The following is a 25,085-nucleotide window of genomic DNA, read 5'->3' as shown; positions in this document are numbered from 1 at the left end:
CGGCGATCATTCATATGAACCATTGATGCATCAGCCGCCGGTGCTCTTCCTGGTGAAAGTTCTTGTTGACGTCCCGCCGCGAAAACCGGCAGGCGATAAACGGCGCGCGAGCGCGCGACCGGTCGATCGCGCCCTCGACTGCACGGCGCGTATCTTCGTCATCGAGCATGGCGCGGTCGCCATTGAGAACAACCTGCTCGACAAACTCCGCCATGGTCGCCAGATCATCCATGGTGTCCATGCCAAGGGCGTCGTCCCGCCGATCGAGATACCTGTCGGGGCCGCCGCAATCCTCCGGTGGGCAGGCGCCCGCGCCGCCGATGCAGACCGGATATCGCCCGCGTTCCCTCACCACTTCCCGGTCTTCGACGCGAATCTCATGCTCCCACCAGTCGCCCATGTCATAGACGTAGGCGAACTTGGCGTTCTTGCGGAACCCAAAGCTTCCGAGCGTCTTGTCAGGCGGTTCGGTGCAGATCTCCGGCGAGCCGTAACGAACCGCGCGTATCCTGAACTCAAAGAGATGCAAGCTCTCCCAGCCCATGGCAACCTGGAACACGCCGTGAAGCTCCCGCAACGAATAGCTCTCCGGAACCAGGACACGTCGCCAGACCATCGGGCTCAGACCAAGCAGACGGATTTTGAGCTGGAGGATGGACCCTGCGTGCGGCAATGAGGAGGATGTGGGTGGCATATCCGGGTTCGGCAGCTTCAGCAAAATGAGCCTACCCAGCTTTCGGCCCGCCGGCTACTAACGCCCCACACAATTTGGTACTCCCATGACGAACTCTTTGCGCCGATCGCCGGGAAGCTGCATCTCAAGCTGGTGACGGTCATCCATTTGAGACCTAACCCGCCATGTTTCTCGCATGATCTGATCGTCGAGACGCTTGCCGATCCTGATGGTGCGCTTGCGCACGGTCGCGTGCGACTCGGTCGGCTCAATGGGCAGGAATTCAGCCTGTACCTTCGCCACCTGCCGATAGAGCATTATGCTCCCCAGCCGTGTTGTCAACTCCATCAGCTCCGACGTCGCCCGATCGGGGCAGATTTCCTTTAGCGGCACGAGCGCGCCGTCCATGCCCGGGTAACGATCCCGGCATAGCACCCAGCGAGGATTGCGAACTTTCACCGTGCCGAAGACCGTTCGGATCCGGCGTGTCGTGTAATCTTTGACCGGCCGGAATGTGTGACAATCGGGGCAGAGTCGACGAAACAGCGCATAGGTCTCCGCCTCGTGGTTCACGACCGCGGTCTGCAGCGCCCCCATGATCTTCTTGCCGTCTTCGACCGACAAGCCAATCTCAGTCGCCGTCAAACAGGCTCTCCCAGGTCTTGTCGATCCGGAGTTCCTTCCGGCAGGTCTCGCCAAATTCGTTCTTGCCCTCGATCGTGATCGTCCATGCCAGTGCCATCGCTTCCTCTCCGAGCAAAGCGACACTGATGAACTGTTCGAGCCTAACAACCCGTGTTCGCCCCCAGAGAAGTTACCGGTCTCACCGTGTTGACTGACGTGTCGAGTTTTCACACGCGTGCGGCCATGAGCCGCCGGAGCCGACATCACCTCACGGCCCAACAATGTCCGCGCTAGATCTTGTCGATAAGAGTGACCGCTGGCAGGCTCTCGAAGTGCTTGTCACAGGTCAGGAGCGTCGCATCATGCGCCCGAGCGGTCGCGAAAATGATCGCATCTGCGGTCGCCAATTTGTGCTTACGGCAGGCTTCGGCGGCCGCTAGGGCGATTTCTGTGTCAAGCGGGACCACCGTACAGACCTGCGTAAAGGCGATGGTCTGATCGGCTTTGTCTTCGCCTACTTCGCGAGTGAGCCATTTTGCGAGTTCCAACTGCACCATGGTTGGAACGAGCCAGTCGGCTCGCTCGGGCAGATGCTCGGCCACCTGCTCTCCAGTTGGAGAGCCTGTCAGCCATTCGATCCAAGCAGAGGTATCGACGAGCACCATCAGAATCGGTCCGACCGGTCGCGATATTCCGTTGTCGAAGCGCCCTTCGCCAGCCCCTTCAGCGCTTCCCGCTTCGGCACAGGGACGAGTAGCACGCCCGTTCCCTTCGGGATGAAGGCAAAGGTCAAACCTGCGTGCCAATGCTGGGCGGTCCGGATGGCCTTTGGGATCGATATCTGGAACTTCGAGGACAGGGTTGCAGTCTCCGACATTTTCATACCTTCACTTAATCGATGCACTAATCGTAAGACGGAACGAGGATCGTTGCAAGGGGCTGACGGGAGCCGTCTGGTCTCGGTACATCGTTCCGGTGGCCACTGAACCAATTATCGATTCTCTCAGGCGCAGCGGAACCGACAATCGATTCTGCGCTTGAGATAATTGGTTCCCAATTGCGCGGGAAGAGCCCTGAAGTCCGGGTTCTTCAGTTGAGCTCAGAGGAATTGCCGAGGAATTGCTTTGGTCCAGCTGCGTGAGAAAATTCACCGCTTACCTTCAAAGGCATGTAAATCGGCTTCGATAAAGAAGTCGGTGGCTGTACAAGATACGGTCGAGTGGGTCTCGACCCGGGAGTTCCACCCCTCAGCGTTGCCGTTGGTGAGCTTCACATTCGCCTCGGCGCGTACCGATACGGGGTCGTCATCTGCGATGCGGAACGACAGAGACTTGCGATCCTCCGTGACAATGCCGTTTTCATCAATTTGTGACGCCCCCTCATCGTTAAATACCTCCATGCAGGTGACGCCTGTGGCAATGTCACGCGAGACCTTGCGAACGACCTCTCCAGGGCGAAGAACCGTTCGAACAAGATGGGGTGGCGTTACGGGCGGTTCGAACATTACGTGCGCGTCCTCGGGCCGCCGCTGCCGGACGGGCAGTTCGAGTGCACTTGCGTCCGCGAATATGGTCAGTTGCGCTGTCTCCGGCGAAGGCCACATGATTGGCCAGTACGCAGTCGGCAAGAAGATAGCTCATCGCCCGCGTCTCGCGCTCCGCGTCGTCACAGCGGCGGTGCGTAGACCGGCGTGGGGATCGCTTCCATCCGCGCCTTGATCTGCAGCGCCACGAATTTGGAGAAGAAGCGCGAAAGCGCCAGATTGCCGCCCTGGATCCAGAGATTTTCCTGCGCGGTCGGCTTGTACATGTTGCGCAGCTCTCCGTGCCAGGGGCCGGGGTCGTTGCGCGTAGCCGAGCCGAGGCCCCAGCAGGTTCCGATCCGGTCGCCGACCTCGCGCGAGACGATGCCGGCGATCACCTCGTGCATGGAGTGGAAGCCGGTCGACTGGATGACGATATCGGCGTCGATCCGCGAGCCGTCCGCGAAGCGGATGCCGTTTCGGGTGAGCCCTTCGATCTCCGCGCCGCTCTTCACCTTGATCTGGCCGTCAATGATGAGCTGCGAGGCGCCGACATCGATATAGTAGCCCGCGCCGGTACGGTACGCCTTCATCATCAGGCCGCTCTCGTCCGGGCCGAAATCCAGCAGGAAGCCAGTGGCGGCTAGCTTTTCGTAGAAGTCCGCGTCGCGGGCACGAATCCTGTCGAAAAGGGTCTTTTGGATCGGGGGCAGCAAGGCGAAGGGCGTGGCGGCGGCGATCATGTCGGCGCGCTCGACATCGATGCCGCGCTGGACGGCATCTTCGGAATAGATGTCGAAAGCCGTCTCCATCAGCGTGTCGGAGCGAACCACCGTGGTCGGCGAACGCTGGATCATAGTGACATCCGCGCCGGCCTCCCACAGATCGACGGCAACGTCGTGACCCGAGCTCGCCGCGCCGATGACGGCCACCTTCCGGCCGGCATATCCGGCCCCGTCGGAGTACTGGCTGGAGTGGATGATCTCGCCCTCGAAGCCGCCGCTGCCGGGAAGGTCGATGAATTTGGGCGGCCCGTAGGCGCCCGTCGCGAAGACGAGCTGGGCGGGACGGAGCGTCACCGGCTTGCCGTCGCACACCAAATTCACCGTCCACCGCTTCGCGTCCCCATCGAAGCGCGCCGAGACGCACTCCGTCCCGCCCCAATAGGTGAGCTCCATCACCTTCACATACATTTCCAGCCAGTCGCCCATCTTGTCCTTGGGCGTGAAGACCGGCCAGTGGGCGGGGAAGGGAATGTAGGGCAGATGATCGTACCAGACCGGATCGTGCAGCACGAGCGAGCGGTAGCGGTTACGCCAGGAATCGCCGGCCCTCGCATTCTTTTCCACGATGACGGTCGGAACGCCCAGCATCTTCAGGCGCGCGCCCAGCATGATGCCGCCCTGGCCGCCGCCGATGATCAGGCAGTAGGGATCGCTGCCCGTCGCCAGGGCCTTTTCCTCCTCGGCGCGGCGCTCGCTCCAGGTGACACGGTTCCTGTCGGCGCCGTGGCGCACGCCTTTGGGACGGGTGCGGCCAGCCCGCTCTTCGTGGCCTGCAAGCGACTGCAGCGTCGTCAGGATCGTGCGGCACTTACCGTCTTCCAGCTTGAAGATGCCGCTGCCGGCGCCGGCGGCCGTGGAGAAGGTGAACCACGCCTCAAGGGGAACGGAGCCGGATATCTCGCTCACCTGCCAGTCCGACGGCCGGGCGGCGGAAAGCTGGGAGCGCAGCATCGCGCCGATCGCCGGCTTGCCCTCCAGCGTCTTTACGTTCCAGGTGAAGGCGACGAGGTCGCGCCAGTAGCAATCCTCGACGAAACAGTCGAGAACCGCCGCGATGTCTTCATCCTTCAGCGCTTCGGAGAACTGGGCGAGCCAGGCCGACGCTCTGGCCGTTGGCGAGGTATCGTGCATGCGAACCTATCCCGGAATGAGAACTCCTTCACCGGAGCGGCCGGCAGGCCGTCCCGGTCTGAACGTCAATCGCCGAGCGGCTCCATCGCCCTGCCCTTGCGGTGATTGATGACGGTGTATTTGATGCGGCGCAGCGTCTCGCGCGCGTTCGGCTCCAGATGATATCCGACGGCGGTGGAGACGAGGTCGAGTATGGCGAGGAAGGCGTAGCGCGAGGCGGTCGGCTTCAACGCATCGGGAAATTCGGGAATGTCGACCGCCAGCGCAAGATCGGCCTCGGCCGACAGATCACTTGCCGGAGCGGTGATCGCCATCGTCTTGGCGCGGTAGTGCTTGGCGAGCGCCACCGCTTCGACTACCTCGCGCGTGCGCCCGGTGCTCGAAATCGCAATGACGAGATCGTTCGGTTTCAGCGTCGATGCCGTCATTTTCATCACATAGGGATCGGAGTAGGCCGAGACGACCACGCCGTAGCGGAACAGCCGGTTCTGCGTTTCCAGCGCCAGCGCAGAGGAACTGCCGCCGAGCCCGAACACCACCACCTGATGGGCGCCCGCAACCATCTCGGCCGCGCGCAGGACATCCGCCGGATTGATGCTGCGCTCGACAGCCGAAAGCGCGTTGCGCGCTTCATTGAATACGACGCTCCAGAGCGGCGAGCCCTCCTCACCCGGCTCCGGCGACGCCGGCGACAGATAGAGCCGGCCGACGACGACGCTCTGCGCCAGCTTGAGCTTGAAATCGCGAACACCCTCGCAGCCGATGGCGCGGCAGAAGCGCGTCACCGTCGGCTCGCTCACATTGGCGCGGCGTGCGATCTCGGCATTGGAGGCATCAACGGCGAACGACACGTCGGCGAGCACCATGTCGGCGACGCGTCGCTCGGCCTTTCTCAGCTCGCCATAGGAATCCTTGATCTGGGAGAGGATATCGGGGATCGGCCTGGCGCGCGCCTCATTGGTTCCGGCAGCATCCCCGAACGATCTTCCCGTCACGACTTCCATCGGCTCTCAGCCTCTCGTCTCTGCTTCTCAAGCGATCAAAACCGTCCATACACAAACAGTATGTAGGAAACTTACGCACTCTTCAAGACACAACATGCTTGTATCACAAGGCTTTTGTGCAAATTCTCCCAAACATGATTTGCTGGCTTGACTCAAAATGTCGGATAGTTTCAGACTAGCGCGTCGATGCACGAGAAGATGCGACACAAATCGACGGGGAACCTTGCGAGGTGAGATGACGCCTGGGCAGTTCAACCAGCCAAAGCTGCGCGTGTCGGGAGCGACAAAGGTATACAGCACGCGCTCGGGCGACCTGCTGGCGATCGACCGCTGCTCGCTCGACGTGATGGATGGCGAGATCATCTCCATCGTCGGCCCATCCGGTTGCGGGAAGACCACCCTTTTGTGGTCGATGTCCGGCCTGCACGGCCTTTCCTCCGGCGAGGTGCTTCTCGACGGTGCGCCCATTACTGGTCCGAATCCGGAGATCGGCATGGTCTTTCAGGACGCCAATCTCCTGCCATGGCGCAATCTCGATGCCAATATACGCTTTCCCTTCGAGATCAAGGGCACCCGGCCCGACCGCATATGGATCGACGAACTGCTCAACCGCGTCGGGCTCGAAGGCTTCGGCGGCCGCTTCCCGCGCGAGCTTTCCGGTGGCATGCAGCAGCGCGCGGCGCTTGTGCGCGCGCTGTCCTACAAGCCGTCCGTCCTGCTGATGGACGAGCCGTTTGGAGCGCTCGACGCCTTCACCCGCGAGGAAATGAACCGGCTCGTGGAGGAAATCTGGCTCGATACGCGCACTACGATCGTGCTGATCACGCATTCGATCGACGAGGCCATCTTCATGGCCGACCGCGTGCTGGTGCTGAGCGCGCGTCCGGGACGCGTCGCCAGCGTCCATGAGGTGCCCTTTGCGCGGCCGCGCTCGCTGGAAATCATGTCGACGAAGGAAGTCTTCGACCTGACAAACACGATCAAGGCGGAGATCGTGGGCGAGCGGCAGAGCCGCTATCGGCAAGGCGGGGCGGCCGGAGCGGTTGGCGCGCAGCAGGCAACCGGGTGAGGATCACGTGAGCGAGACAGACGCCATACCCGAATTCAGGACCAAGGCAGGTCGCACCGATGTAGGCATCACCAACATGTCGGCCCTGACATCGGGGCCCGGCATCAGGTCGGCTGGCGAAATGCTGGCGATCCTTTTCGTCGCCGTTGCGGTGATCGGCGGCACCGAGGTGCTGCTCCTCGTCTTCGAGGTTCCGCAATATGTGCTGCCGAGGCCGAGCGAGATCGCAACCGCGCTCGTCGTGGAGTTTCCGCAGATCGCTCCGCATCTTGGCCACACGCTCGTCGAGCTTCTCTGCGGTTTCGCGATCGGCGCCACGGTGGGGCTGATCCTGGCCGCGGTGATCACCCAGTTCCCCTTCGTCGAGAAGATCGTCACGCCCTATATCCTGCTGCTCGTCACCACGCCGATGCTGGCGCTGGTGCCGCTGCTCATACTGCGTCTCGGTTTCGGCTACGAGCCGCGCATCATCGCGGTGGCCCTTGCCTCCGGCCCGATGGTGATGATCAACGCCGCCACCGGCTTCCGCCGCGTCGACCAGGGGAAGATCGCGCTGGCCCGCTCATACGGCGCCTCGACGTTCCAGATCTTCTGGAAGGTTCGCGCGCCGATGGCGCTGCCGATGATCTTCGTCGGCCTGATGATCGGATCCATCTTCGGCCTGCTGACGGCGGTGGGCGCGGAAATGGTCGGCGGCGGCTTCGGCCTCGGCAACAGGCTGACCTCCTATTCATCGATGATCCAGATGCCGCAATTCTTCGCGGTCGTCCTGATCCTCTCAATCCTGGGCATCCTGATCTACGTCACCTTCTTTCTGCTGGGAAAGAAGTTCGCGAGCTGGGAGGCCTGATCGCAGATCCGGTGTCGGGAGGAACAGGCATCGGGAACATAAGATGGAACGTTCCGTCAAAAGGGGAAAAGCGATGAACAGATTCTCCATGCCCGGCCATATGACCCGCCGCACATTCCTGCAGGTATCGGCAGCCGGCGTCGTCACCGCCAGTTCGCTCGGTTCCGCCGGCCGCGCCTTCGCCGAGCCCTACTCGAAATTCACCTGGATCTCGCCGCGCGGCACCCTGGAGGTGCTCGACGACTATCCGTACTGGATCGGCAGGAAGATGGGCTATTTCGACAATCTCGACATCGAGATCGACATGCAGCCCGGTCCGTCCGACGGCACCGCGACGGTCAAATTCGTCGATGTCGGACAGGCCGATATGGGCTTTCCTTCCCCCGGCGTATTCTCCTTCGCGATCGAAAACGACATGAATCTGAAGTCGGCCTTTCATATGGGTGCGAAGGACACGTTCAGCCTCGCCTTCCGCAAGGGCGAGGGAACGAACGACCTCAAGACGCTGGAGGGCAAGACTATCCTGCTCGGCTCGGCCGCCTGGCAGTCGATCGTCGATCCGATGCTGGCGGTACAGGGTGTCGACGTCAGCAAGGTCAACTATGTCGAGGCCGGGTGGCCGACCTGGGCGACCGCGCTCAAGGCCGGACAGGGCGACGCCGCGCTGAGCTGGGAGGGCCTGCGCGCCGAATGGATCGGCACCGGCCTCGAATTCGAGTACTGGCTCGGCGTCCAGCATTCGCCGCTCTTCGCCAACACGTTCGTGGTCCGCGCCGCGGACCTGGAGGACCCGGACAGGAAGGCCTTCCTCGACGAATATCTGCGCGCCTGGGCGATGGGCCTGGAATTCGGCTACCGGAATCCGCGCGCGGCGGTGGAAGCGGTGTTCGAGGAGTTCCCGACACTCGCCGGCAATATCGGCCCCGAGCTGGGCGTGACCTCGATCCTGCAGCAGATCGCCGTCTTCCGCGGCGACATGGACAAGCGTGCCGGCTGGGGCGATCACGACATGGCGGCATGGCAGACATTCTTCGACCAGATCCACGATCTCGGGCAGATCTCCGAGCCGGTGAAGGCGGAGGATGTTTGCTCCAATACCTGCGTCGAGGCGGCGAACGATTTCGACCATGACGAGGTCAAGGCGGCCGCGGAAGTTTATGAGCTGAGCGAGGACTTCGCCGCGATCGACGTCGAAGCCATCCAAGCCGGCCTCTACGACCAGGCGGTTCCGAGCTGATCGTTCGCAAGACACCGGAAAAGGCGGGCGGTCTCGCGCCGCCCGCGCATACCGACAATGAAATCGGGAGGGCTGCATGGCCGACAAGGTGAAGGTTCTGGTCGTCGGGCTCGGCAATATGGGCGCCTCGCATGCGAGTGCCTATCATCGCGATCCGGGCTTCGAGATCGTCGGGCTGATGAGCCGCACGATCAAATCCAAGGAGATCCCCGAAGAGCTGAAGGATTACCCGCTGTTCGAGGATTACGAGGACGCGCTGGCGCGGACGAAGCCTGACACGGTTTCGATCAATACCTGGCCGAACACCCACGCCGAATATGCGACGAAGGCGATGAATGCCGGCGCGCATGTCTTCATGGAGAAGCCGCTCGCCACCAATATCGAGGACGCCGAGGCGGTCGTGAAGCTGGCGCGCGAGAAGAACCGCAAGCTGGTGCTCGGCTACATTCTGCGCGTCCATCCGAGCTGGGTGAAGTTCATCGAGTTGGGCAAGACGCTCGGCAAGCCGCTGGTCATGCGCCTCAACCTCAACCAGCAGAGCAACGGCCCCGCTTGGTTCTGGCACAAGAACCTCATCGACAGTCTGATTCCGATCGTCGATTGCGGCGTGCACTATGTCGACGTGATGTGCCAGCTCACCGACGCCAGACCGGTGCGCGTGCATGGCATCGGCGCGAAGCTGTGGGACGATGCGGCCAAGCAGAATTACGGCCATCTCCATGTGACTTTCGACGATGGCTCCGTCGGATGGTACGAGGCCGGCTGGGGGCCGATGATGAGCGAGGAAGCCTTCTTCGTGAAGGATGTGGTCGGCCCAAGGGGCGCGGTGTCGATCGTGCCGGGACATTCGGAAGACAAGGACCAGCTCGCGGACGTCTCCGATTCCGCCGACATCGACCGCCACACCAAGACGGACGCTATCCGCTACCACCACGCCGAGGTCGGCGAGGACAAGAACTTCGTCAAGAAGGACGAATTGCTCAACATGGAGGACGAGCCAGGCCACCAGGAGCTGTGCGATCGCGAGCAGGCCTTCTTCCTCAAGGCGATCCGGGAAGATCTGGATTTGAGCGAATCGATGGAGGCGGCGGTCAACAGCCTTCGCATCGTGCTCGCCGCCGAGCAGTCGATCCACGAAAAGCGCGCCATCGAACTGACCTGAAGCCCGGCCCTTGCACCAAGGCCGCGCATGCGCTTCGCGCAGGCGTGGCGGCAGCCGACGCAATCGGAGAATTGCAATGAGTGAACCGGTAGCCGCCGCAGGCTACGATCTCATCCTGAAAGGTGGCCGTGTGCTCGACGAGCGCAACGGGATCAACACCGTGCTGGACGTCGCCATCCGCGGCGGCGCGATCGCCGCGACCGGCGAAAACCTTTCCGGTCAGGCCGCCGAGATCGTGGATGTCGGCGGCGCGATCGTCGCACCGGGACTGATCGACATCCACACCCATGTCTATCACAAGGCAACCTCGCTCAGCGTCGATCCCGGTTTCATCGCCCGGCGTTCGGCGACCACGACACTGGTCGATGCCGGCAGCGCCGGCGCCGGCAATTATGACGGGCTCCGCGACTATGTGATCGCCCATTCGCCCTATCGCATCTTCGCCTTCCTCAACATTTCCTTTGCGGGCATTTTCGGTTTTGACAAGGGATTGGGGGTCGGCGAGGCGACGCTGCGCGAAATGCTCCCGGTCGAGCGATGCGTTGCCAAGATCGAGGCGAACCGCGAGCGCATCGTCGGCGTCAAGGCCAGGATCGGCGGCGGCGAAACGGGCAAGCTGGGCCTCGGCGCGCTGGAACTCGCCCTGGAGGCCGCCGAACAGGCCGGCCTGCCGCTAATGGCCCATATCGGCTATGCACCGCCGACCTATGCGGAAGTCGTCTCCATGCTGCGGCCGGGCGACATTCTCACCCATTGCTACCGACCGGAGCCGAACTCGGCGCTGGGAAGCGACGGCAAGGTGTTCGCCGCGGTGCGCCAGGCGCGCGAGCGCGGGGTGCTGTTCGACGTCGCCCACGGCATGGGCGCGTTCGGCTATGCAAGCGCCGAAGGCGCGCTTGGCGACGGCTTCCCGCCCGATCTCATCTCCTCGGACGCGCATGTGGTCGCGGTGGAGGGGCCGGGCTACGACCTGCTTCATACGATGAGCAAACTCCTGAATTGCGGTCTCGCGCTGCCCGACGTGATCGGCATGGTGACGAGCAGGCCGGCGCTGGCGATCCGCCGGCCGGAACTGGGTCATCTCGGAGTCGGTGCGCCGGCCGACATAACCGTGCTCAGGCAGGTCGACAGCGATTACGTGTTCAAGGACGTGGTGGGCGAGGCCCGCAGCGCCGCCACGCTGCTTCAGCCGGTCGCTGTCTATCTCGGCGGCAAGGCGATGGAGGTCGCCCGGCGTCCGTTCGAAGAATCGTATCTTCTTGGCGCTGGGCGGACGGTGCATGCGCATGGCTGCGGAGGTGACCGTTGAGCTACAAGGCAATCTACACATATGCCTGGGATTTGGCGGAGACAGGCGTCGAGACCGCCGAACGGGAGTTTCTCGACCTCGGCCTCGACACGGTGACATTCGCCGCCAGCTACCATGCGGGAAAGTTCCTGCGCCCGCGCGGTACTGCCGGCAAAATCGTCTTTCCCGACGACGGCACCGTCTATTTCACGCCCGACCCGTCATGCTATGGCGAGATCAAGCCCGTTCCCAACGGTCCGCTCGGCGGGCGCGACATGCTGCGCGAACTGGTGGAAGGGGGCAATCTCGGCGTCAATGCCTGGCTGGTGCTGCTCCACAATACGCGCCTCGGCTTGGCCCATCCCGATGCCGTCACGCGCAACGCCTTCGGTGATCCCTATTATTACAGCCTCTGCCCTTCTTCGTCGAAGGCGCGCGATTATGCGGTGGGGCTTTGCCGCGACGTGACGCGCAACTACGCCGTTCGCGGTATCTCCGTGGAATCGCCTGGCTTCGCGCCTTTCGCGCATGGCTATCACCACGAATTCGCGCTGGTGAAATCCAATCCGTGGCTCGAGAACCGGCTCGGCCTGTGCTTTTGCGACCACTGCATCGCGGCCGCTGAGACGAAGGGCATCGATGCCCGCGGGCTCAAGGCGCAGGTCGCCGAAGATGTCGAAGCCTATCTGGCCAGCGACATCGACTATCCCGACGACATGGCGGCGGCCTTCTGGACGGCGGACATCGCGACCTCTGCGCCGCTGCGCAGCTATCTCGACATGCGCTGCGAGGCGGTCACTTCGCTCATCGCCGAGATCCGCAAGGCCGTGCGCCGGGATGCCGAAATGGCGGTCATCCCCTCCGTGGCGCGGCCGACCGGTGGCGCGTGGTACGAAGGCAGCGATCTTACGGCCATCGCCGAATACGCCGGCATTGTCGAGGCCTGTTTCTACGAGCCGAGCGCCGCCCGCGTGAAGGCCGATCTATTCGACATAGGCCGGCGCATGAAGGACAGGGGCAGGCTACGCGGCATCCTCCGGCCCGCCCATCCGGACCTCGCCACGAAGGGTGAATTTCTCGCCGCCGTCGAAGCGTTGCGCGAAGGCGGCGTCGATGAGATCGCCTTCTACAATTGGGGGCATCTGCGGCGGGCGAACCTCGCCTGGATCGGCGAAGCGTTGCGAGGTGCGCGATGAGCGGACAGCTTGCCGGCCAGACAATCGTCATCACCGGTGCCGCCGGCGGCATCGGACAGTGGCTCTGCCGCTTCTTCGGCGCGGAGGGCGCGACGATCGCGGCCCTCGACCGCAGCGACAAGGTGCTCGAACTCGTCGAGACCCTGAAGCGGGACGGCGTCGTGGCCAACGGGGCGGTCGCCGATATTTCCTCCCGGGACGCGGTCGCCGGGGCCTTCGACAGTTTCGGCGATGTGCATCTTCTTATCAACAATGCGGGCGTTTCGCGCCATCCGACCATTGCCGCCACCGATCCGGAAGGATGGAACGAGGATATCGCATCGAACCTCAATGGCGCCTATGCCTGTACCCATGCGGTGCTGCCGCAGATGGTAGCGCGCGGCGCGGGATCGATCGTCAGCGTGAGCTCGATCAACGGCCTGATGGCTCTCGGCGACCCAGCCTACAGCGCCGCGAAGGCCGGCCTGATCGCGATGACCAGGGCAGTGGCGATGGAGTATGGCCGCTACGGCATCCGCGCCAATTGCGTGCTGCCGGGAACCGTCCGCACGCCGATCTGGGACCACCGTCTCGCCAAGGACCCGGACGTGCTGAAGATGCTGGAGCGATGGTATCCGCTGGGGCGCATCGTCGAGCCGGAAGAAGTGGCTCGCGTGATCGCCTTTCTCGCCTCCGACGCCGCCAGCGCGGTGACCGGCGCCGCCATTCCGGTCGATTGCGGGCTGACGGCGGGCAACATCGTCATGGCGCGCGAACTGACGCTGGAGGACTTCTAGGAGGAGAGAATATGAACCGGTTGCGCATGGGGGTCATCGGGCTCGGATGGTTCGGCGAGATTCACGCCGAGACGATGGCCGGCGTCCCCGACATCGAACTTGCCGCGCTATGCACGCGAACGCCCGAAAGGCTCGCCGAGATGGGCGAGAAGTTCGGTGTCGACAAGCTCTATCGCGATTACGACGACATGCTCGCAGATCCCGGGATCGATGCCGTGTCGATCTGCACCATGTGGGACCAGCATCGCGAACCGGCGATCGCCGCGCTCGAGGCGGGCAAGCATGTGTTTCTCGAAAAGCCGATCGCCTCGACCGTGGAGGACGCCCGCGCCATCACCGCCGCATCCAAGAGCGCGAAGGGCATCCTCTTCATCGGCCATGTGGTGCGCTTCAATCCACGCTATCGCATGGCCAGGCAGGCGATCGAGCAGGGCCGTATCGGCAAGATCGTTGCGCTGTCCTCGCGACGCAACATTCCAGCTGCCTGGACGCCGACGATCCTGAACAAGATCGGTCCGATCGTCGGCGACGCCATCCACGATACCGACATCATGCTCTGGTTCACCGGCGAGCGCATCGCTTCGGCCTATGCGCAGACCGTCGATGTGCGCGGGCTCAGGCATCCCGATATCGGCCAGACCATGTACCGTTTCTCAGGCGGTGCCACCGCGACGCTGGAAACCGTCTGGTGCATGCCGGAGAAGACGCCGTTCGACATCGACGAACGCATGTCGATCATCGGCACGGAAGGCATCATCCACGTCCAGGACACCTTCCCGAATCTCGGCATTGTCGACGGCGACAGGCTGTACTCGCCCGACACCACATACTGGCCGATGTTCGACGGCGTGCGCGGCGGCGCGCTGCGCGAGGAATTCGGCTATTTCGCCTCCCGCGCGCTTGGCGGCGAACCCGTGACCATCGGCACTCCCGAGGATGCGACAGCGGCGCTGGAAGCCACGCTGGCGGCCGAGCAATCTGCCCGCACCGGCGACGTCGTGAGGATCGGCTGATGTCGGATTATGTCTTCGACCATATCGGCATCACCACGACAGAGCCGCAGCCGCAGGAGGATTGGGTTGAGGCCAGCAAGATCTGGGTGACCAATCCGCGCAATCATCCCGAGCACATCGAGTTCCTGCGCTACCGCGAGGACAGCATCGTCCCGGCGGCCGTGCGCGAGAACCCGCATATCGCCTATCGCGTCAAGGTACTGGCTCCGCACCTGGAGGACGTCGAGGTGCTGATCGCGCCTTTCATCGTCGGCGATTTCCTTGAAGTGGCGTTCGTACGCAAGCACGGCGTGGTGTTCGAATATATGCGCTATCTGAAGGAAGGCTGGTTCGGAAATTGACGTGCCCGCAAGCACCGGCTACGCACCACTGATGATCGATTTGCCGCAATCGTTGCGGAGTCGGCTTCAGCCGGCCGACCGCACCATCGACACGCTCGAGACACCGGCGGTGCTGATCGACGCGCCAATCGCCGACGCCAATCTGCGGCGCTGGCAGGATCGCTGCGCGCGCGCCGGCATTGCCAATCGCCCGCACATCAAGACCCATCGAAGCGTGGCGTGGGCGCTGCGCCAGATGGAACTCGGCGCCGGCGGCATCACGGTGCAGACGGTGGGCGAAGGGGAAGTGATGGCCGATGCGGGCATTACCGACATCCTGCTGGCCACCAACACGCTGGGTGAAGCCAAGCTTGCCCGTCTGGGCGCGCTTGCGGCGCGCTGCGACCTTGCCGCCGTCGCCGACAGCGCGGCCGTCGTAGACGCTGTGGCCGGGACCGCCCGCGCCGCCGGTTCCACGTTGCGGGTCTTCGTCGAATGCGACACTGGCGGTGCGCGCTGCGGTCTTTCCGACCCCTCCGAAATCGCCGCGCTGGCGTCCCGTATCGCCGGTACCGATGGCCTCACCTTCGGCGGTCTGATGACCTATCCGGCCGCGGGCCTCAGGGCGCAATCGCGGGATGCGCTGGAGAAGGCGATTGCTGCCATACGTGCCGCGGGCCTCGACGTGCCGGTGGTGACGACGGGCGGCAGCCCCGACATGTGGAGCGACGAAGGGCTTGCCCCGGTGAGCGAATATCGCGCCGGCACCTATATCTACAACGATCGTTCATTGCTGGCACGCGGCACCGCGGCGCTGGACGAATGCGCGATGACGGTGCTGGCCACGATCGTCAGCCGGCCGACGGCCGATCGCGCGATCATCGATGCCGGGTCTAAGGCGCTGACCTCCGATCTTCTCGGACTTGATGGCTACGGCATGGTGCTGGAACATCCGCAGGCCGTGCTCTACCAGCTCAACGAGGAGCACGGCCTGTTGGACGTGTCGCGATGCACGACGCCGCCGCGGGTCGGTGAGCGCGTCCGCGTCCTGCCCAATCACGCCTGCGTCGTCGCCAATCTCGTCGACAGGGTGATGATCGTCTCTGAGGGCCGGCTTCTCGGCGCATTGGCCGTCGACGCGCGCGGCCGTTCCGCCTGACAAGGAATTTTCGAAAGGGAGCATGATGCAGAAGAAACATTTCGGCACTTCGCAGGTACCGCTGTCGCCCGCAGTGCGGGCCGGCGATTTCGTTTTCGTCTCCGGGCAGGTTCCGGTCGGCGCGGACGGCAAGATCGTCGAGGGCGATGTCGGCGCGCAGACCAAGCAGGTGCTGGAAAACATCTCCTCGGTCCTCGCCATCGCGGACTGCTCGCTCTCCGACGTGGTCAAGACCACGGTCTGGCTCAAGCATGCGGAAGAATTTGCCGGCTTCAATGCCGCCTACGCGCCGTATTTCCCGAAGGAACCCCCGGCGCGCTCCACGGCGGAGTCGCGGCTGATGATCGACATCCTTGTCGAGATCGAGGCCATCGCCTACAAGCCGCTCTGACCGGCTCACCGTACACATCCCTTCGGCAAAGGGGCCACTGCCGGGCGCGGCCGGAACGCATCTCTTCCCTCGGGAGCGTGCCGAGGTCGAGGAGCGGCGGGTCTGGACGATTTCATCGAGTACGTAGCCTTCCTGATCGACGGCTCGCCACAGCCAGTGTTTCTTGCCGGCGATCGTTCCCGATTTCGACCATGTCGTCGCCCAGCATCAGGAGAATCTGCCCACGCCCGCAAAGCCAATCCTGCCGCTCCATCTACGGCCGGCACTTCTCGCAGGCGTTGCCATCGTCGAGCGTGCCGGACCGGAGATGCTCCGAATGCTATGGGGTTACATGATGGGTGACAACAAGGTCCGATTCACTGCCAGCCATGTCCGCCGCTCGCAGCGCTCCGGCCATGTCACCGTCAACCCCCACATGCCCAAGGCCCATCAGCGCTATTCCAACACGACGCCGGCGAACCTGATCGGGCGGGCGCAAAGGATCGGCGGCAACGTGGCCATCCTGGTCGAGCGTCTGATGCGCGACAGACCCCATCCCGAGCAGGGTTATCGTGCCGCCATGGGCAAGTGATCACCAAGTTTCCAGGATCGTAAGCCTTCCATCCTGCCATTGGACATAGCCGAAGGACGACGGTCCGGCATGATTGTCCGGTCCCCATTCCAGAGGCGGCATCACCCCCGGCTCCCAATTTCCCAGCCCTTCGAGGGCCTCGATAAGCTTTTCGCGGGTCAGGTCAGGCCCGACGGCTTCGGTCGCCTTGTGGAAGGCGATAGCTCCCGCCATACCCAGATAGGGATAGTAGCCAGGCGCCGTGTTTGGCACGTATTTGGCGAGGATCTCGTTGGCTTTCTGCACGTGGGGGTCTTCCATCGTATCGACGGCGGTCATGATGTTGACGATCAGGCCGTCGGCGGCTGAACCCGCCAAGTCGTTGAGGATCGGATCGCCCATCGTGTTCATCGCCATGAACTGGGTTTCCCACCCAAGTTCCTCCGCCTCCTTCAGTAGCAGGGCTCCGTGCTTGACGATGTTGAACAGGTTCCGTCGCAAACTCAGGCCAAAGGACAATATTTGCCTGAGAGGTGGCCATTCAAGCCGTGAGGATGTCGAACAGTTCAGCGAGTGACGGTGCTGGTGGCGGACTTGAAGCCGAGCATCGAGCGAATGCGGCGTTTGATGCGCCGGTGATCCTGCTCGATGCGATTGTTGAGATATCGACTTTGTCGAATACGGGTTGGCTTTATTTGCCGTTGGGATAGATCCCGCAGGCGGCTTTCACCGTCGCAGGCGATGATAGCCTCCCGGTTCGTGTGGCTGCCGTCAATGACAACACGCTCTGGCCGGCCGTGACACTTCAGGGCCTTGCGGATGAAGCGTTTGGCGGCCAGAAGATCGCGGTGCTCGCTGAAGCAGAACTCGACCGTGTCGCCGACGCTGTCGATGGCGCGGTAGAGATACATCCACCGTCCTCGAACCTTGATATAGGTCTCGTCGAGGTACCACTTTTCTGTGACGGCGCGCTTTCGCCGATTGAAGCGTTCAAGCAACAAGGGCGAGAAATGCATGACCCAGCGATGAACAGTGGAATGATCGACGCGGATGCCGCGCTCGGCCATCATCTCTTCCAGGTCGCGCAGGCTGAGATTGCAGGCGAGGTACCAACGTACGCACAGCAGGATCACCGATCGATCGAAATGGCGGCCTTTGAACATGAATTAGCCTTCCGGAAATGGACGAGCATTCATGGCAGCGCAAGCTTGACGAATAGTTTGCGACGGAACCGGCTAGGCCGAGGCTGATATTTCACCCGACCATCGCGGAGGTGCGATCCGCTCGACTGCAGAAATTGTTTGGGCTTGAAGGCCGGGTTAAAGCGTTTTCTCGCATCTTACGGGCCGAATCTCTGCTGTTGCTGGTCTCTCAATGATGATGACCTGAAGTTCCTCGACGGTGGACGGAAGGCAGGCGAACTCGGGGAGATCGGCTGCCCTCCTATCGGCCTTGCGACTGGTCTCGACGGCGCAGGTCGAGCAGGAGGATCGGACACGTATTGCGGATACTCGTGCATAGAATACCGATCGAGGAGAAGCAGGCGTTCGGATATCCCTTCAAAACGGCCGCGGATGAAGAGCTCCGCGACAGCCGTTTTCACGTCCTGTGCCAGATACAGCAACTTGAATTTATCCCTTGGGTTGGAAAAGCGAGTCCGGCCGAGTTCTATGCCAATGGGGCCTCCTCATACTCTCAGGAAAAAATGCGCACGTAGTCATCGACGCGAACTCTTTGCAGGATCTGTTGATCGAGCGTCATTGGGCGGCAGGAGGCCCTGGTCTTCCAAAACCGCCAGAAACGATTTTAGCCAATGCGCCGCGTCATGCTTGCGGATGCGCACCAGAAGCGCCTCCTGCCGCTCCTGCCTCTCCTCCAGCGGCATGGTGAGCGCGCGGCACAGATTGCGCGCGACGTCGTCCGTGTCATAGGGATTGACGATCAGCGCCTCGTGAAGATCCTCGGCTGCGCCGGCGAATTTGGACAGCACCAGCACGCCCGGATCGTCCATCGACTGGGCGGCGATATATTCCTTGGCCACCAGGTTCATGCCGTCGCGCAGCGGCGTCACCATGCCCACCTGCGCAGCGCGGAAGAGGGCCGCCAACGCCTCGCGCGGCACCGTGCCGTGGATATAGCGCACCGGCGTCCAGTTGAAATCGGCAAAACGCCCGTTGATGGCGCCGGAGAGTGCCTCGAGGTCCTTGCGGATCTCCACATAGGCGTCCACCTCCTCGCGCGTCGGGGTGGCGATCTGCATGAGGTCGACGGATTTGCGCATCTGCGGATAGAGTTCGAGCAGCCGGGCAAAGCCGCTTAGCCGCTCGGGCAGTCCCTTGGAGTAGTCGAGCCGGTCGACGCCGATGATCTGGCTGCGTTCCAGCACCTTGCGGCGGGCGGTCTCGATATCGACCTCCTGGTTCGAATGGCTGGCCATTTCGGCGAAAGCGTCGACATCGATGCCGATCGGGAAGCAGCCGGCCGTCACCGCGCGGCCGTTGATCGCGATGCGGCCCTCCTCGCCCATGGTGAGGCCGAGTTGTTCTTCCACATAGTGCGCGAGATTGCCCAGATCCGTGTGCGTCTGGAAGCCGATGACATCGTATTCCAGAAGGCTTTCAACCAGCCAGCGGTGGCGCGGCACGGCGGCCAGCACTTCCGGCGGCGGGAAGGGAATGTGCAGGAAGAAGCCGATGCGCTGCTTGCAGCCGCGCTGGCGCAATTCGGCCGCCAGCGGGATCAGATGGTAATCGTGAATCCAGATGAGATCGTCGGGCTTCAGCACCGTCAAAAGCGCAGTGGCGAATTTAGCGTTGACCCGCCGGTAACCCTCGAGAAAAGCGCTTTGATGCTCCACCAGATCGAGCCGGTAATGAAACAGCGGCCACAAGACGCTGTTGGAAAAGCCGAGATAGAAATTGTCGTAGTCGTCCTGCGTCAGCGGGATCGTCACCCGTGTCACGTCACCGAACTTGCGAATGGTGGGCTCCGTCTGGTCGACCGATTTGAGGGTCTGGCCGTCCCATCCCATCCACACGCCGCCGCGCTGGCTGAGCGAGTCGGCAAGGCCGACGGCCAGGCCGCCCGCCTGGGCCTTGCTCAGATCGGCGACGCGATTGGATACGACGACCAGCCGTTTCAAATGACCGTCTCCCACGATTTCGACAGCCGGCGCGCGCCGTTGATGATGCCGACCATGGAATAGGTTTGCGGATAGTTGCCCCACATCTCGCCGGTCTCGGGATGCGTGTCTTCCGACAGGAGGCCGAGCGAATTGCGGGTCTTGAGCAGCGCCTCGAAGATTTCGCGCGCCTCGTCGCGGCGCCCGATCCGCGCCAGCGCGTCAAGCCGCCAGAAGGCACAGATATTGAAAGAGACCTCCGGCTCGCCGAAGTCGTCGGCCGCTTCGTAGCGTTTCATGTAGGGGCCGTCGGCCAGCACCTTCTCGAGCCGGTCCACCGTGCTGACAAAGCGCGGATCCTTGGGGTCGATGAAGCCCACCTCGGCCATCAGAAGCACGCTTGCATCGAGCGTCTGCCCGCCGAAGCTTTCGACGAAGGCCTTGCGCTTTTCCGACCAGGATTCTTCCAGAATGCACGTCTTGATTTCATTCGCGCGCTCCCTCCAGCGCTTCACTCGCGCTGGTTCGCCCATCTGCCGGGCGATATGGGCCAGCCGATCGCAGGCGGCCCAGCACATCAAGCTCGACGATGTGTGAACGCGTGAGCGCGAGCGCAGTTCCCACATGCCGGCATCCGGCGCGTTGTGGACCTTATAGGCCTGCTCGCCAACCGCTTCGAGCAGGTGGAAATCGGTGATGGTCGGCTTCATCCGGATGCGCTTGTCGAAGAAGATCTGCGTCGCGCCGAGGATGACGTTGCCGTAGACGTCGTGCTGGTAATGCTCATAGGCCTGGTTGCCGATGCGTACCGGCCCCATACCGCGATAGCCGGAAAAATTCTCTTGTATACGCTCGACCAGTGCGCATTCGCGGCCGATGCCGAAGACCGGCTGCAAATGGCCGCCGTCGGCGTCGGCGGCGAGATCCATCAGGAAGCGGAAGTAGTTCTCCATGGTCTGGGTGGTGCCAAGGCTGTTGAGCGCGCGCACGACGAAGAACGCATCGCGCAGCCAACAATAGCGGTAGTCCCAGTTGCGGCCGCTATCGGGGGCTTCGGGGATCGAGGTGGTCATGGCGGCGATGATGGCGCCGGTCGGTTCATAGGTGCACAGCTTGAGCGTGATGGCGGCGCGGATGACGGCTTCCTGCCATTCCAACGGCAGGGCAAGCTGGCTGACCCAGTTGTGCCAATAGGCGACGGTGCGTTCCTCGAAATGGCGGGCGGTGTCCTCGACGGCCGAATCCAGCGTTTCGTCCGGCCCGAGGATGAAATTCATCCGCGTCGAAAGGCTGAAGCGCGTTTCCTCCACCACATAGTCGATGGGCGCGTCTGTCGTCAGGCGGAGCGCGAACTCCGGCCCCACATAGCGCACATGATTGGAGCCGCGTGTCTTTTGCGGCCGAACGGTGCCATGGGAGAAGGTCGGGCGGATGCGTACCGAAATGCGCGGCGTGCCGGAAAGCGGCCGGATGCGACGCACCAGGGTCTGCGGGCGGAAGATGCGGTCGCGGGCGAAGAAACGCGGCGCGAAATCCCTGATCTCCAGCGTGCCGGACTCGCCGAAAAGCCGCGTCGTCAGGACGGCCGTGTTGGGATCGTATTCCTGCTCCGTGCGGGCAAGGTCCTCCAGCTCGATGGCGAAATAGCCATCGTCGGGATCCTTGCCGCCCTTCAGGAGCGCATTGAAGACCGGGTCCCCGTCGAAGCGCGGCAGGCAGCACCAGACCACCTTGCCTTGCTGATCGACAAGTGCGGAATAGGTGCAATTACCGATCGCGCCGAGATCTAGTGTGGTCACCTCAAAATACCTCGTTCTGACAACGATCTGACTCGAAACTGTCGGCCAGAAGGCCGAGCCAGGCCCGGAAGGCATCCGTGCTTTCGCTTCGAAGCACGGCCGCGGTGGGGCCGCCGCCGACCTTGATGGAGATGCCCGCTAGGGAGGCGATCTCCCGAAAGGCATCCTCGTCCGTCGTGTCGTCACCGGCGAAGAGGGGCAGGCGCCCGCGAAACGGCGCTTCCTTCATGAAAGCGGCCACCGCGCCGCCCTTGTCGGCCGTACCGGCCTTGACCTCGATGACCATCTTGCCCTGCAGGATATGCAGGCCCGTGAGGCCGTCCACCGCCCTGTGCACGGCGATGAAGCAGGCCTCGGCGCTTTCGGGGCGCTGGCGGTAGTGAAGGGCGAGCGAGCCCGCCTTGCGCTCCACCAGCGTTCCCGGATTTTCACGCGAGAACACCTGCAATTGCGCAAAGACGACGGCGAGCTTGTCTTCGTCGACGCGCGCGTCGCTGCGCGCGCCCCGGCCGTCGCGCCGCTCCAGCCCGTGCACGCCGGCGACCGGCAGGATGAGCGGGGCGAGAAAGCGGTCTATGTCGGCAATGGCGCGCCCGGTGACGATGGCGAGCGCGCCGCCCGTCTGCTTGTGAAGGCGTGCAAGATCATCACATGTTTCCTGCGGTACCGAAACGGCATCGGGATTTGCTGCGATGTCGGCGAGCGTGCCGTCGAAATCGAGAAAGATTGCGACCTTATCCGGCTGCAGGGTGCACGGATCGAACGATGCGAGGGATAGGCGGCTGGCAGGCATGGCGTCCCTTAAGTAATGCGCACTTGTTCAGCCTTAGGAGGGCTTTTGACCAATGCTAGAATATTTTTCCAGCAAGTGGGAATATCCATCACCCCGCAAATGGGGCAAAACTCCGATCGTCGGGCAGTTTGCCGACACCTTGTCGCGGCTGCTTGAATACATCCAGGGCATCAATGAAATCCGCTCCTATGACCAGGCCAACGAGCGATTTGCTCGGTGACGTGAGCTCCGACTTCCCTCCAGTTGTCCGGAGAGCCCCAGGGGTTCCTGACGTGCATCCCTTCCGAGGTCATGCTGATGCGCGACGGCGCGATCCACTGCGCCGGCCGCCCCGAAGACGTGTTGACCGCCGAGACGCTCTCCACGGTCTACGGGGTGGCCGTTTCGGTCGAGCGCACCGAAAGCGGCCGGCTGACCTGCGTGCCGCCTCTGCGCGCAGCAAGGCCCCAAACGTTTGAAGTCCACGGGATGGATTCCTTATGACGACCGCTCCCCCGACGATCATCCTGATCACGACCGGCGGATTGCAAGGCAGATGGCTACTGCCGCCTCAATCCATCAAATGCCGACGGAACCAATCGATGGTACGCTGCCAGGCCAGTTCCGCCGCCTCTTCGTCATAGCGGGGCGTGGAATCGTTGTGGAAACCGTGGTTCACACCCGGATAGATGTGAGCCTCGTAGGTCTTTCCATGCTCTTCCAACGCCGCCTCATAGGCCGGCCAGCCTTCGTTGATGCGGGTATCCAGTTCGGCGTATTGAAGCAGGAGCGGCGCCTGAATGCGTGGCACATCGGCCGGGTTGGGCTGGCGGCCGTAGAAGGGCACGGCCGCCCCAAGCTCCGGATAGGCCACCGCCGCCGCGTTCGCGACACCGCCACCGTAGCAGAAACCCGTGATGCCGACCTTGCCGCTGACCGCGTCGTGCGCCATCAGGAACTCGACGGCAGCAAGGAAGTCGTTCATCAGCTTCTCGCCATCCACCTGCTGCTGCAGCGCGCGGCCCTCCTCGTCATTGCCGGGATATCCGCCCATGGTCGTCAGCCCGTCGGGAGCGAGGGCGATAAAGCCCGCCTTGGCGACCCGCCGCGCGACATCCCGGATGTAGGGATTGAGCCCGCGGTTCTCGTGCACCACGACGACACCTGGCGCGCCATCGACCCCGTTCGGCCGCACCAGATAGGCGCGTACCTCGCCATGGCCCTCTGGTGAAGGATAGGTGATCCAATCCGGCGTGATGTCGGGATCATTGAACGACACCTGCTCGGCGAGCGCATAGTTCGGGCTCATGGCCGACAGGATTGCTGCGGCAGTCATGCCGCCCACCGCGAATTTCGCAGCCCGGTCGAGAAATTCGCGCTTGGTAATCATGCCGTGCGCATAGAAATCGTAGAGTTCCAGAAGTTCCGGGCCGAAGTCTTTCGCTGTCAGTCGGGTCATGGTTCACGTCTCCCCTGGTGGCGAGTGTCGTTCCGATGTCCTGCCAATTGCGGCGACGATGATATCGCTACCGCGCACAAGGACAAAATCAGCGCCCGGGCGCGTCTATCGAAAGATGGTGACTTTCGTCATCTGTTGCCGTCTTGCGGAATGCTTCACGGTGGCATGGTTAACAAAATATTCACGCAAAATTGCAGGTAGGCCACCTCCAGTCCCCCTCAAAGCGCCTGCCAATGCCGGCCACCGGTAACGTGGCGGGCTTTTTCTTGGCCCGCTTTTGAACCCAAGACATACGCGATGGCGTATTGCGATGGGCGATATGAAGGGCTCGCCCAAAGAGGCCCTGGCGAGCTCTGGAAGTGGCCGTGGCACTTCTCTTTCTTCACATCAGGTGTACGGCGGCCTCGTCCGCGGGCCTCACAGAAGCCCCCAGATTCCATCAGATGTGGCGTCGAAGTAGATCATGCCGCTCCCCGTATGAAATTAAACGATTAAGCTGCGCCAATATCCACGATGTCTAACCATGGCTTCTGGCGACCATCGCGATGATCGTCTCATGAAGTTCCACCCGCGCCTGCTCAGCCGTGATTTCTTCCGTCGTGGCGGCGTTAGACAACGCATCGAACAGCCGCTGGGAGCAATGCGCGCGCAATGCATCGGCGCTTTGGCGCGAAATGCGCGAGAAAGGCTTCCGTGGCCAGAGCGGCGTCGTCTCTGAATGGGCGCGGCGCCGACGTCTGGCCGAAAAGGCCGATCAAAGCGCGCTTGCTCGCACGCCTTCGGCACGAAGCATCGCCAGGCTGATGACGCTGGCGCGCGACGACCTGTCGAAGTTGGATGCCGTGCCGCTGAGTACACAGGCACTGCTTCCACCAAGCACGCTTCGCTCAGCGTGCGCAGGTCGTCTTCGGCGTGCCATTCCTTCTCATCAGCTAACATCGGCGTCGCTCGTCTGGCTACCATCCTTCTGAAACCATTGAATGTATCGGCTTTCTGCCATTGGCAGTGTCGACAATGAACGGCCTCCCGTCCTTGAAACGCTTCGGCGCCAATCACATATCGCCGCTGAGCCTCTGCCGATGGCGCTCGAGGCCAGTTCCGTCACGCAAGAGCTCGTTCGACCTGGAGGACCAGATGAGTTTGATGATGTTCGACCGCCCCGTGTTCGTGAAGGATGGGTCTCA

27 protein-coding genes and 4 pseudogenes are annotated in these 25,085 nt (G+C 62.7%); 15 read left to right on the top strand and 16 right to left on the bottom strand.

Annotated elements, in window-relative coordinates; translation table 11 throughout:
- Positions 1–10: 10 nt before the first annotated feature.
- The 7 genes from GM909_RS14450 to GM909_RS14420 form a co-directional block, all read right to left on the bottom strand.
- Positions 11–718: a plasmid pRiA4b ORF-3 family protein gene (locus GM909_RS14450; protein WP_235911901.1), complete on the bottom strand. Its 708-nt coding sequence runs from the start codon at positions 716–718 to the stop codon at positions 11–13.
- 33 nt (positions 719–751) lie between these two features.
- Positions 752–1,297, bottom strand: a complete 546-nt coding sequence (locus GM909_RS14445; RefSeq protein ID WP_157017102.1) for a hypothetical protein — start codon at positions 1,295–1,297, stop codon at positions 752–754.
- 290 nt (positions 1,298–1,587) lie between these two features.
- The gene (locus GM909_RS14440; RefSeq protein ID WP_157017101.1) at positions 1,588–1,962 is read right to left on the bottom strand and encodes a type II toxin-antitoxin system VapC family toxin; all 375 of its coding nucleotides are present in this window, start codon (positions 1,960–1,962) and stop codon (positions 1,588–1,590) included.
- Positions 1,962–2,180, bottom strand: a complete 219-nt coding sequence (locus tag GM909_RS14435; RefSeq protein ID WP_268890774.1) for an AbrB/MazE/SpoVT family DNA-binding domain-containing protein — start codon at positions 2,178–2,180, stop codon at positions 1,962–1,964. Before GM909_RS14435 ends, GM909_RS14440 begins: the two co-directional genes overlap by 1 nt.
- A 264-nt stretch (positions 2,181–2,444) precedes the next feature.
- The gene (locus tag GM909_RS14430) at positions 2,445–2,801 is read right to left on the bottom strand and encodes a hypothetical protein (RefSeq protein WP_157017099.1); all 357 of its coding nucleotides are present in this window, start codon (positions 2,799–2,801) and stop codon (positions 2,445–2,447) included.
- Positions 2,802–2,962: 161 nt separating this feature from the next.
- On the bottom strand, positions 2,963–4,735 hold the full coding sequence (locus GM909_RS14425; protein WP_157017098.1) for an NAD(P)/FAD-dependent oxidoreductase: 1,773 nt from the start codon (positions 4,733–4,735) through the stop codon (positions 2,963–2,965).
- Positions 4,736–4,800: 65 nt separating this feature from the next.
- On the bottom strand, positions 4,801–5,739 hold the full coding sequence (locus GM909_RS14420) for a MurR/RpiR family transcriptional regulator (RefSeq protein ID WP_157017097.1): 939 nt from the start codon (positions 5,737–5,739) through the stop codon (positions 4,801–4,803).
- Positions 5,740–5,974: 235 nt separating this feature from the next.
- On the opposite strand from GM909_RS14420, the gene GM909_RS14415 reads away from it, so the two are divergent.
- From GM909_RS14415 to GM909_RS14365, 11 genes are all read left to right on the top strand, one after another.
- Positions 5,975–6,808 (top strand): ABC transporter ATP-binding protein, encoded by an 834-nt coding sequence (locus tag GM909_RS14415; RefSeq protein WP_157017096.1) that lies wholly within the window; start codon positions 5,975–5,977, stop codon positions 6,806–6,808.
- A 7-nt stretch (positions 6,809–6,815) separates the two neighbouring features.
- Entirely contained in the window at positions 6,816–7,658 is an 843-nt protein-coding gene (locus GM909_RS14410) for an ABC transporter permease (RefSeq protein ID WP_157017095.1), read from the top strand.
- Positions 7,659–7,731: 73 nt separating this feature from the next.
- On the top strand, positions 7,732–8,895 hold the full coding sequence (locus GM909_RS14405) for an ABC transporter substrate-binding protein (RefSeq protein ID WP_157017094.1): 1,164 nt from the start codon (positions 7,732–7,734) through the stop codon (positions 8,893–8,895).
- 76 nt (positions 8,896–8,971) lie between these two features.
- Entirely contained in the window at positions 8,972–10,057 is a 1,086-nt protein-coding gene (locus GM909_RS14400) for a Gfo/Idh/MocA family protein (RefSeq protein ID WP_157017093.1), read from the top strand.
- Between the two features lie 76 nt (positions 10,058–10,133).
- Positions 10,134–11,366: an amidohydrolase/deacetylase family metallohydrolase gene (locus GM909_RS14395; protein WP_157017092.1), complete on the top strand. Its 1,233-nt coding sequence runs from the start codon at positions 10,134–10,136 to the stop codon at positions 11,364–11,366.
- The gene (locus GM909_RS14390) at positions 11,363–12,541 is read left to right on the top strand and encodes a hypothetical protein (protein ID WP_157017091.1); all 1,179 of its coding nucleotides are present in this window, start codon (positions 11,363–11,365) and stop codon (positions 12,539–12,541) included. The genes GM909_RS14395 and GM909_RS14390 overlap by 4 nt, the downstream gene beginning before the upstream one ends.
- Entirely contained in the window at positions 12,538–13,317 is a 780-nt protein-coding gene (locus GM909_RS14385; RefSeq protein WP_157017090.1) for an SDR family oxidoreductase, read from the top strand. The genes GM909_RS14390 and GM909_RS14385 overlap by 4 nt, the downstream gene beginning before the upstream one ends.
- An 11-nt stretch (positions 13,318–13,328) precedes the next feature.
- The gene (locus GM909_RS14380; RefSeq protein ID WP_157017089.1) at positions 13,329–14,330 is read left to right on the top strand and encodes a Gfo/Idh/MocA family protein; all 1,002 of its coding nucleotides are present in this window, start codon (positions 13,329–13,331) and stop codon (positions 14,328–14,330) included.
- Positions 14,330–14,671, top strand: a complete 342-nt coding sequence (locus GM909_RS14375; protein WP_157017088.1) for a hypothetical protein — start codon at positions 14,330–14,332, stop codon at positions 14,669–14,671. Before GM909_RS14380 ends, GM909_RS14375 begins: the two co-directional genes overlap by 1 nt.
- A gap of 1 nt (position 14,672) precedes the next feature.
- Entirely contained in the window at positions 14,673–15,809 is a 1,137-nt protein-coding gene (locus tag GM909_RS14370) for an alanine racemase (RefSeq protein ID WP_235911900.1), read from the top strand.
- Between the two features lie 22 nt (positions 15,810–15,831).
- Positions 15,832–16,200, top strand: a complete 369-nt coding sequence (locus GM909_RS14365; RefSeq protein WP_198174255.1) for a RidA family protein — start codon at positions 15,832–15,834, stop codon at positions 16,198–16,200.
- A 75-nt stretch (positions 16,201–16,275) separates the two neighbouring features.
- On the opposite strand, the pseudogene GM909_RS14360 reads toward GM909_RS14365, so the two are convergent.
- Positions 16,276–16,377: pseudogene (locus GM909_RS14360) on the bottom strand (DDE-type integrase/transposase/recombinase); the annotation flags it as partial.
- Positions 16,378–16,561: 184 nt separating this feature from the next.
- On the opposite strand from GM909_RS14360, the pseudogene GM909_RS14355 reads away from it, so the two are divergent.
- Positions 16,562–16,765: pseudogene (locus GM909_RS14355) on the top strand (IS21 family transposase); the annotation flags it as partial.
- A gap of 6 nt (positions 16,766–16,771) precedes the next feature.
- On the opposite strand, the gene GM909_RS14350 reads toward GM909_RS14355, so the two are convergent.
- The 6 genes and pseudogenes from GM909_RS14350 to otsB form a co-directional block, all read right to left on the bottom strand.
- A complete protein-coding gene (locus tag GM909_RS14350) occupies positions 16,772–17,251 on the bottom strand; it encodes an ABC transporter substrate-binding protein (RefSeq protein ID WP_198174254.1) in 480 nt (159 codons plus the stop codon).
- Positions 17,252–17,331: 80 nt separating this feature from the next.
- Positions 17,332–17,913: pseudogene (locus GM909_RS14345) on the bottom strand (IS6 family transposase); the annotation flags it as partial.
- Positions 17,914–18,089: 176 nt separating this feature from the next.
- A complete protein-coding gene (locus tag GM909_RS26045; RefSeq protein WP_328600461.1) occupies positions 18,090–18,374 on the bottom strand; it encodes a hypothetical protein in 285 nt (94 codons plus the stop codon).
- 93 nt (positions 18,375–18,467) lie between these two features.
- Positions 18,468–19,892, bottom strand: a complete 1,425-nt coding sequence (locus GM909_RS14335) for an alpha,alpha-trehalose-phosphate synthase (UDP-forming) (protein ID WP_157017086.1) — start codon at positions 19,890–19,892, stop codon at positions 18,468–18,470.
- On the bottom strand, positions 19,889–21,670 hold the full coding sequence (locus GM909_RS14330; RefSeq protein WP_198174253.1) for a glycoside hydrolase family 15 protein: 1,782 nt from the start codon (positions 21,668–21,670) through the stop codon (positions 19,889–19,891). The genes GM909_RS14335 and GM909_RS14330 overlap by 4 nt, the downstream gene beginning before the upstream one ends.
- Position 21,671: 1 nt before the next feature.
- Positions 21,672–22,463 (bottom strand): trehalose-phosphatase, encoded by a 792-nt coding sequence (gene otsB / locus GM909_RS14325; RefSeq protein WP_157017084.1) that lies wholly within the window; start codon positions 22,461–22,463, stop codon positions 21,672–21,674.
- Positions 22,464–22,515: 52 nt separating this feature from the next.
- Here otsB and GM909_RS14320 point away from each other — a divergent pair, with 52 nt between their 5' ends.
- Both GM909_RS14320 and GM909_RS14315 read left to right on the top strand, forming a co-directional pair.
- Positions 22,516–22,683: a hypothetical protein gene (locus GM909_RS14320; RefSeq protein ID WP_157017083.1), complete on the top strand. Its 168-nt coding sequence runs from the start codon at positions 22,516–22,518 to the stop codon at positions 22,681–22,683.
- A gap of 71 nt (positions 22,684–22,754) precedes the next feature.
- Positions 22,755–22,946, top strand: a complete 192-nt coding sequence (locus GM909_RS14315; RefSeq protein ID WP_157017082.1) for a hypothetical protein — start codon at positions 22,755–22,757, stop codon at positions 22,944–22,946.
- Between the two features lie 67 nt (positions 22,947–23,013).
- On the opposite strand, the gene yghX is transcribed toward GM909_RS14315, so the two are convergent.
- Together yghX and GM909_RS26040 are read right to left on the bottom strand one after the other, a co-directional pair.
- Positions 23,014–23,901, bottom strand: a complete 888-nt coding sequence (yghX, locus tag GM909_RS14310; RefSeq protein ID WP_157017081.1) for a YghX family hydrolase — start codon at positions 23,899–23,901, stop codon at positions 23,014–23,016.
- Between the two features lie 517 nt (positions 23,902–24,418).
- Positions 24,419–24,523: pseudogene (locus tag GM909_RS26040) on the bottom strand (TetR/AcrR family transcriptional regulator); the annotation flags it as partial.
- Between GM909_RS26040 and GM909_RS25790 the strand changes: the two are divergent.
- On the top strand, positions 24,486–24,872 hold the full coding sequence (locus GM909_RS25790) for a hypothetical protein (RefSeq protein WP_198174252.1): 387 nt from the start codon (positions 24,486–24,488) through the stop codon (positions 24,870–24,872). The pseudogene GM909_RS26040 and the gene GM909_RS25790 sit on opposite strands and share 38 nt — an antisense overlap.
- The last annotated feature ends 213 nt before the right edge of the window (positions 24,873–25,085 follow it).

It is taken from the genome of Mesorhizobium xinjiangense (assembly GCF_009749525.1).
Classification (GTDB): domain Bacteria; phylum Pseudomonadota; class Alphaproteobacteria; order Rhizobiales; family Rhizobiaceae; genus Mangrovimarina; species Mangrovimarina xinjiangensis.
The sequence above is the reverse complement of the archived record's forward strand: the minus strand, read 5'-3'. Positions and strand labels throughout refer to the sequence as shown.

What these genes read in the sequence shown, in the direction of transcription:
- GM909_RS14440 (WP_157017101.1), bottom strand. Translation starts at nt 1,962, where the DNA reads ATGGTGCTCGTCGATACCTCTGCTTGGATCGAATGGCTGACAGGCTCT.
- GM909_RS14435 (WP_268890774.1), bottom strand. Translation starts at nt 2,180, where the DNA reads ATGAAAATGTCGGAGACTGCAACCCTGTCCTCGAAGTTCCAGATATCG.
- GM909_RS14430 (WP_157017099.1), bottom strand. Translation starts at nt 2,801, where the DNA reads ATGTTCGAACCGCCCGTAACGCCACCCCATCTTGTTCGAACGGTTCTT.
- GM909_RS14425 (WP_157017098.1), bottom strand. Translation starts at nt 4,735, where the DNA reads ATGCACGATACCTCGCCAACGGCCAGAGCGTCGGCCTGGCTCGCCCAG.
- GM909_RS14420 (WP_157017097.1), bottom strand. Translation starts at nt 5,739, where the DNA reads ATGGAAGTCGTGACGGGAAGATCGTTCGGGGATGCTGCCGGAACCAAT.
- GM909_RS14415 (WP_157017096.1), top strand. Translation starts at nt 5,975, where the DNA reads ATGACGCCTGGGCAGTTCAACCAGCCAAAGCTGCGCGTGTCGGGAGCG.
- GM909_RS14405 (WP_157017094.1), top strand. Translation starts at nt 7,732, where the DNA reads ATGAACAGATTCTCCATGCCCGGCCATATGACCCGCCGCACATTCCTG.
- GM909_RS14400 (WP_157017093.1), top strand. Translation starts at nt 8,972, where the DNA reads ATGGCCGACAAGGTGAAGGTTCTGGTCGTCGGGCTCGGCAATATGGGC.
- GM909_RS14395 (WP_157017092.1), top strand. Translation starts at nt 10,134, where the DNA reads ATGAGTGAACCGGTAGCCGCCGCAGGCTACGATCTCATCCTGAAAGGT.
- GM909_RS14385 (WP_157017090.1), top strand. Translation starts at nt 12,538, where the DNA reads ATGAGCGGACAGCTTGCCGGCCAGACAATCGTCATCACCGGTGCCGCC.
- GM909_RS14380 (WP_157017089.1), top strand. Translation starts at nt 13,329, where the DNA reads ATGAACCGGTTGCGCATGGGGGTCATCGGGCTCGGATGGTTCGGCGAG.
- GM909_RS14375 (WP_157017088.1), top strand. Translation starts at nt 14,330, where the DNA reads ATGTCGGATTATGTCTTCGACCATATCGGCATCACCACGACAGAGCCG.
- GM909_RS14365 (WP_198174255.1), top strand. Translation starts at nt 15,832, where the DNA reads ATGATGCAGAAGAAACATTTCGGCACTTCGCAGGTACCGCTGTCGCCC.
- otsB (WP_157017084.1), bottom strand. Translation starts at nt 22,463, where the DNA reads ATGCCTGCCAGCCGCCTATCCCTCGCATCGTTCGATCCGTGCACCCTG.
- GM909_RS14320 (WP_157017083.1), top strand. Translation starts at nt 22,516, where the DNA reads ATGCTAGAATATTTTTCCAGCAAGTGGGAATATCCATCACCCCGCAAA.
- GM909_RS14315 (WP_157017082.1), top strand. Translation starts at nt 22,755, where the DNA reads ATGCTGATGCGCGACGGCGCGATCCACTGCGCCGGCCGCCCCGAAGAC.
- yghX (WP_157017081.1), bottom strand. Translation starts at nt 23,901, where the DNA reads ATGACCCGACTGACAGCGAAAGACTTCGGCCCGGAACTTCTGGAACTC.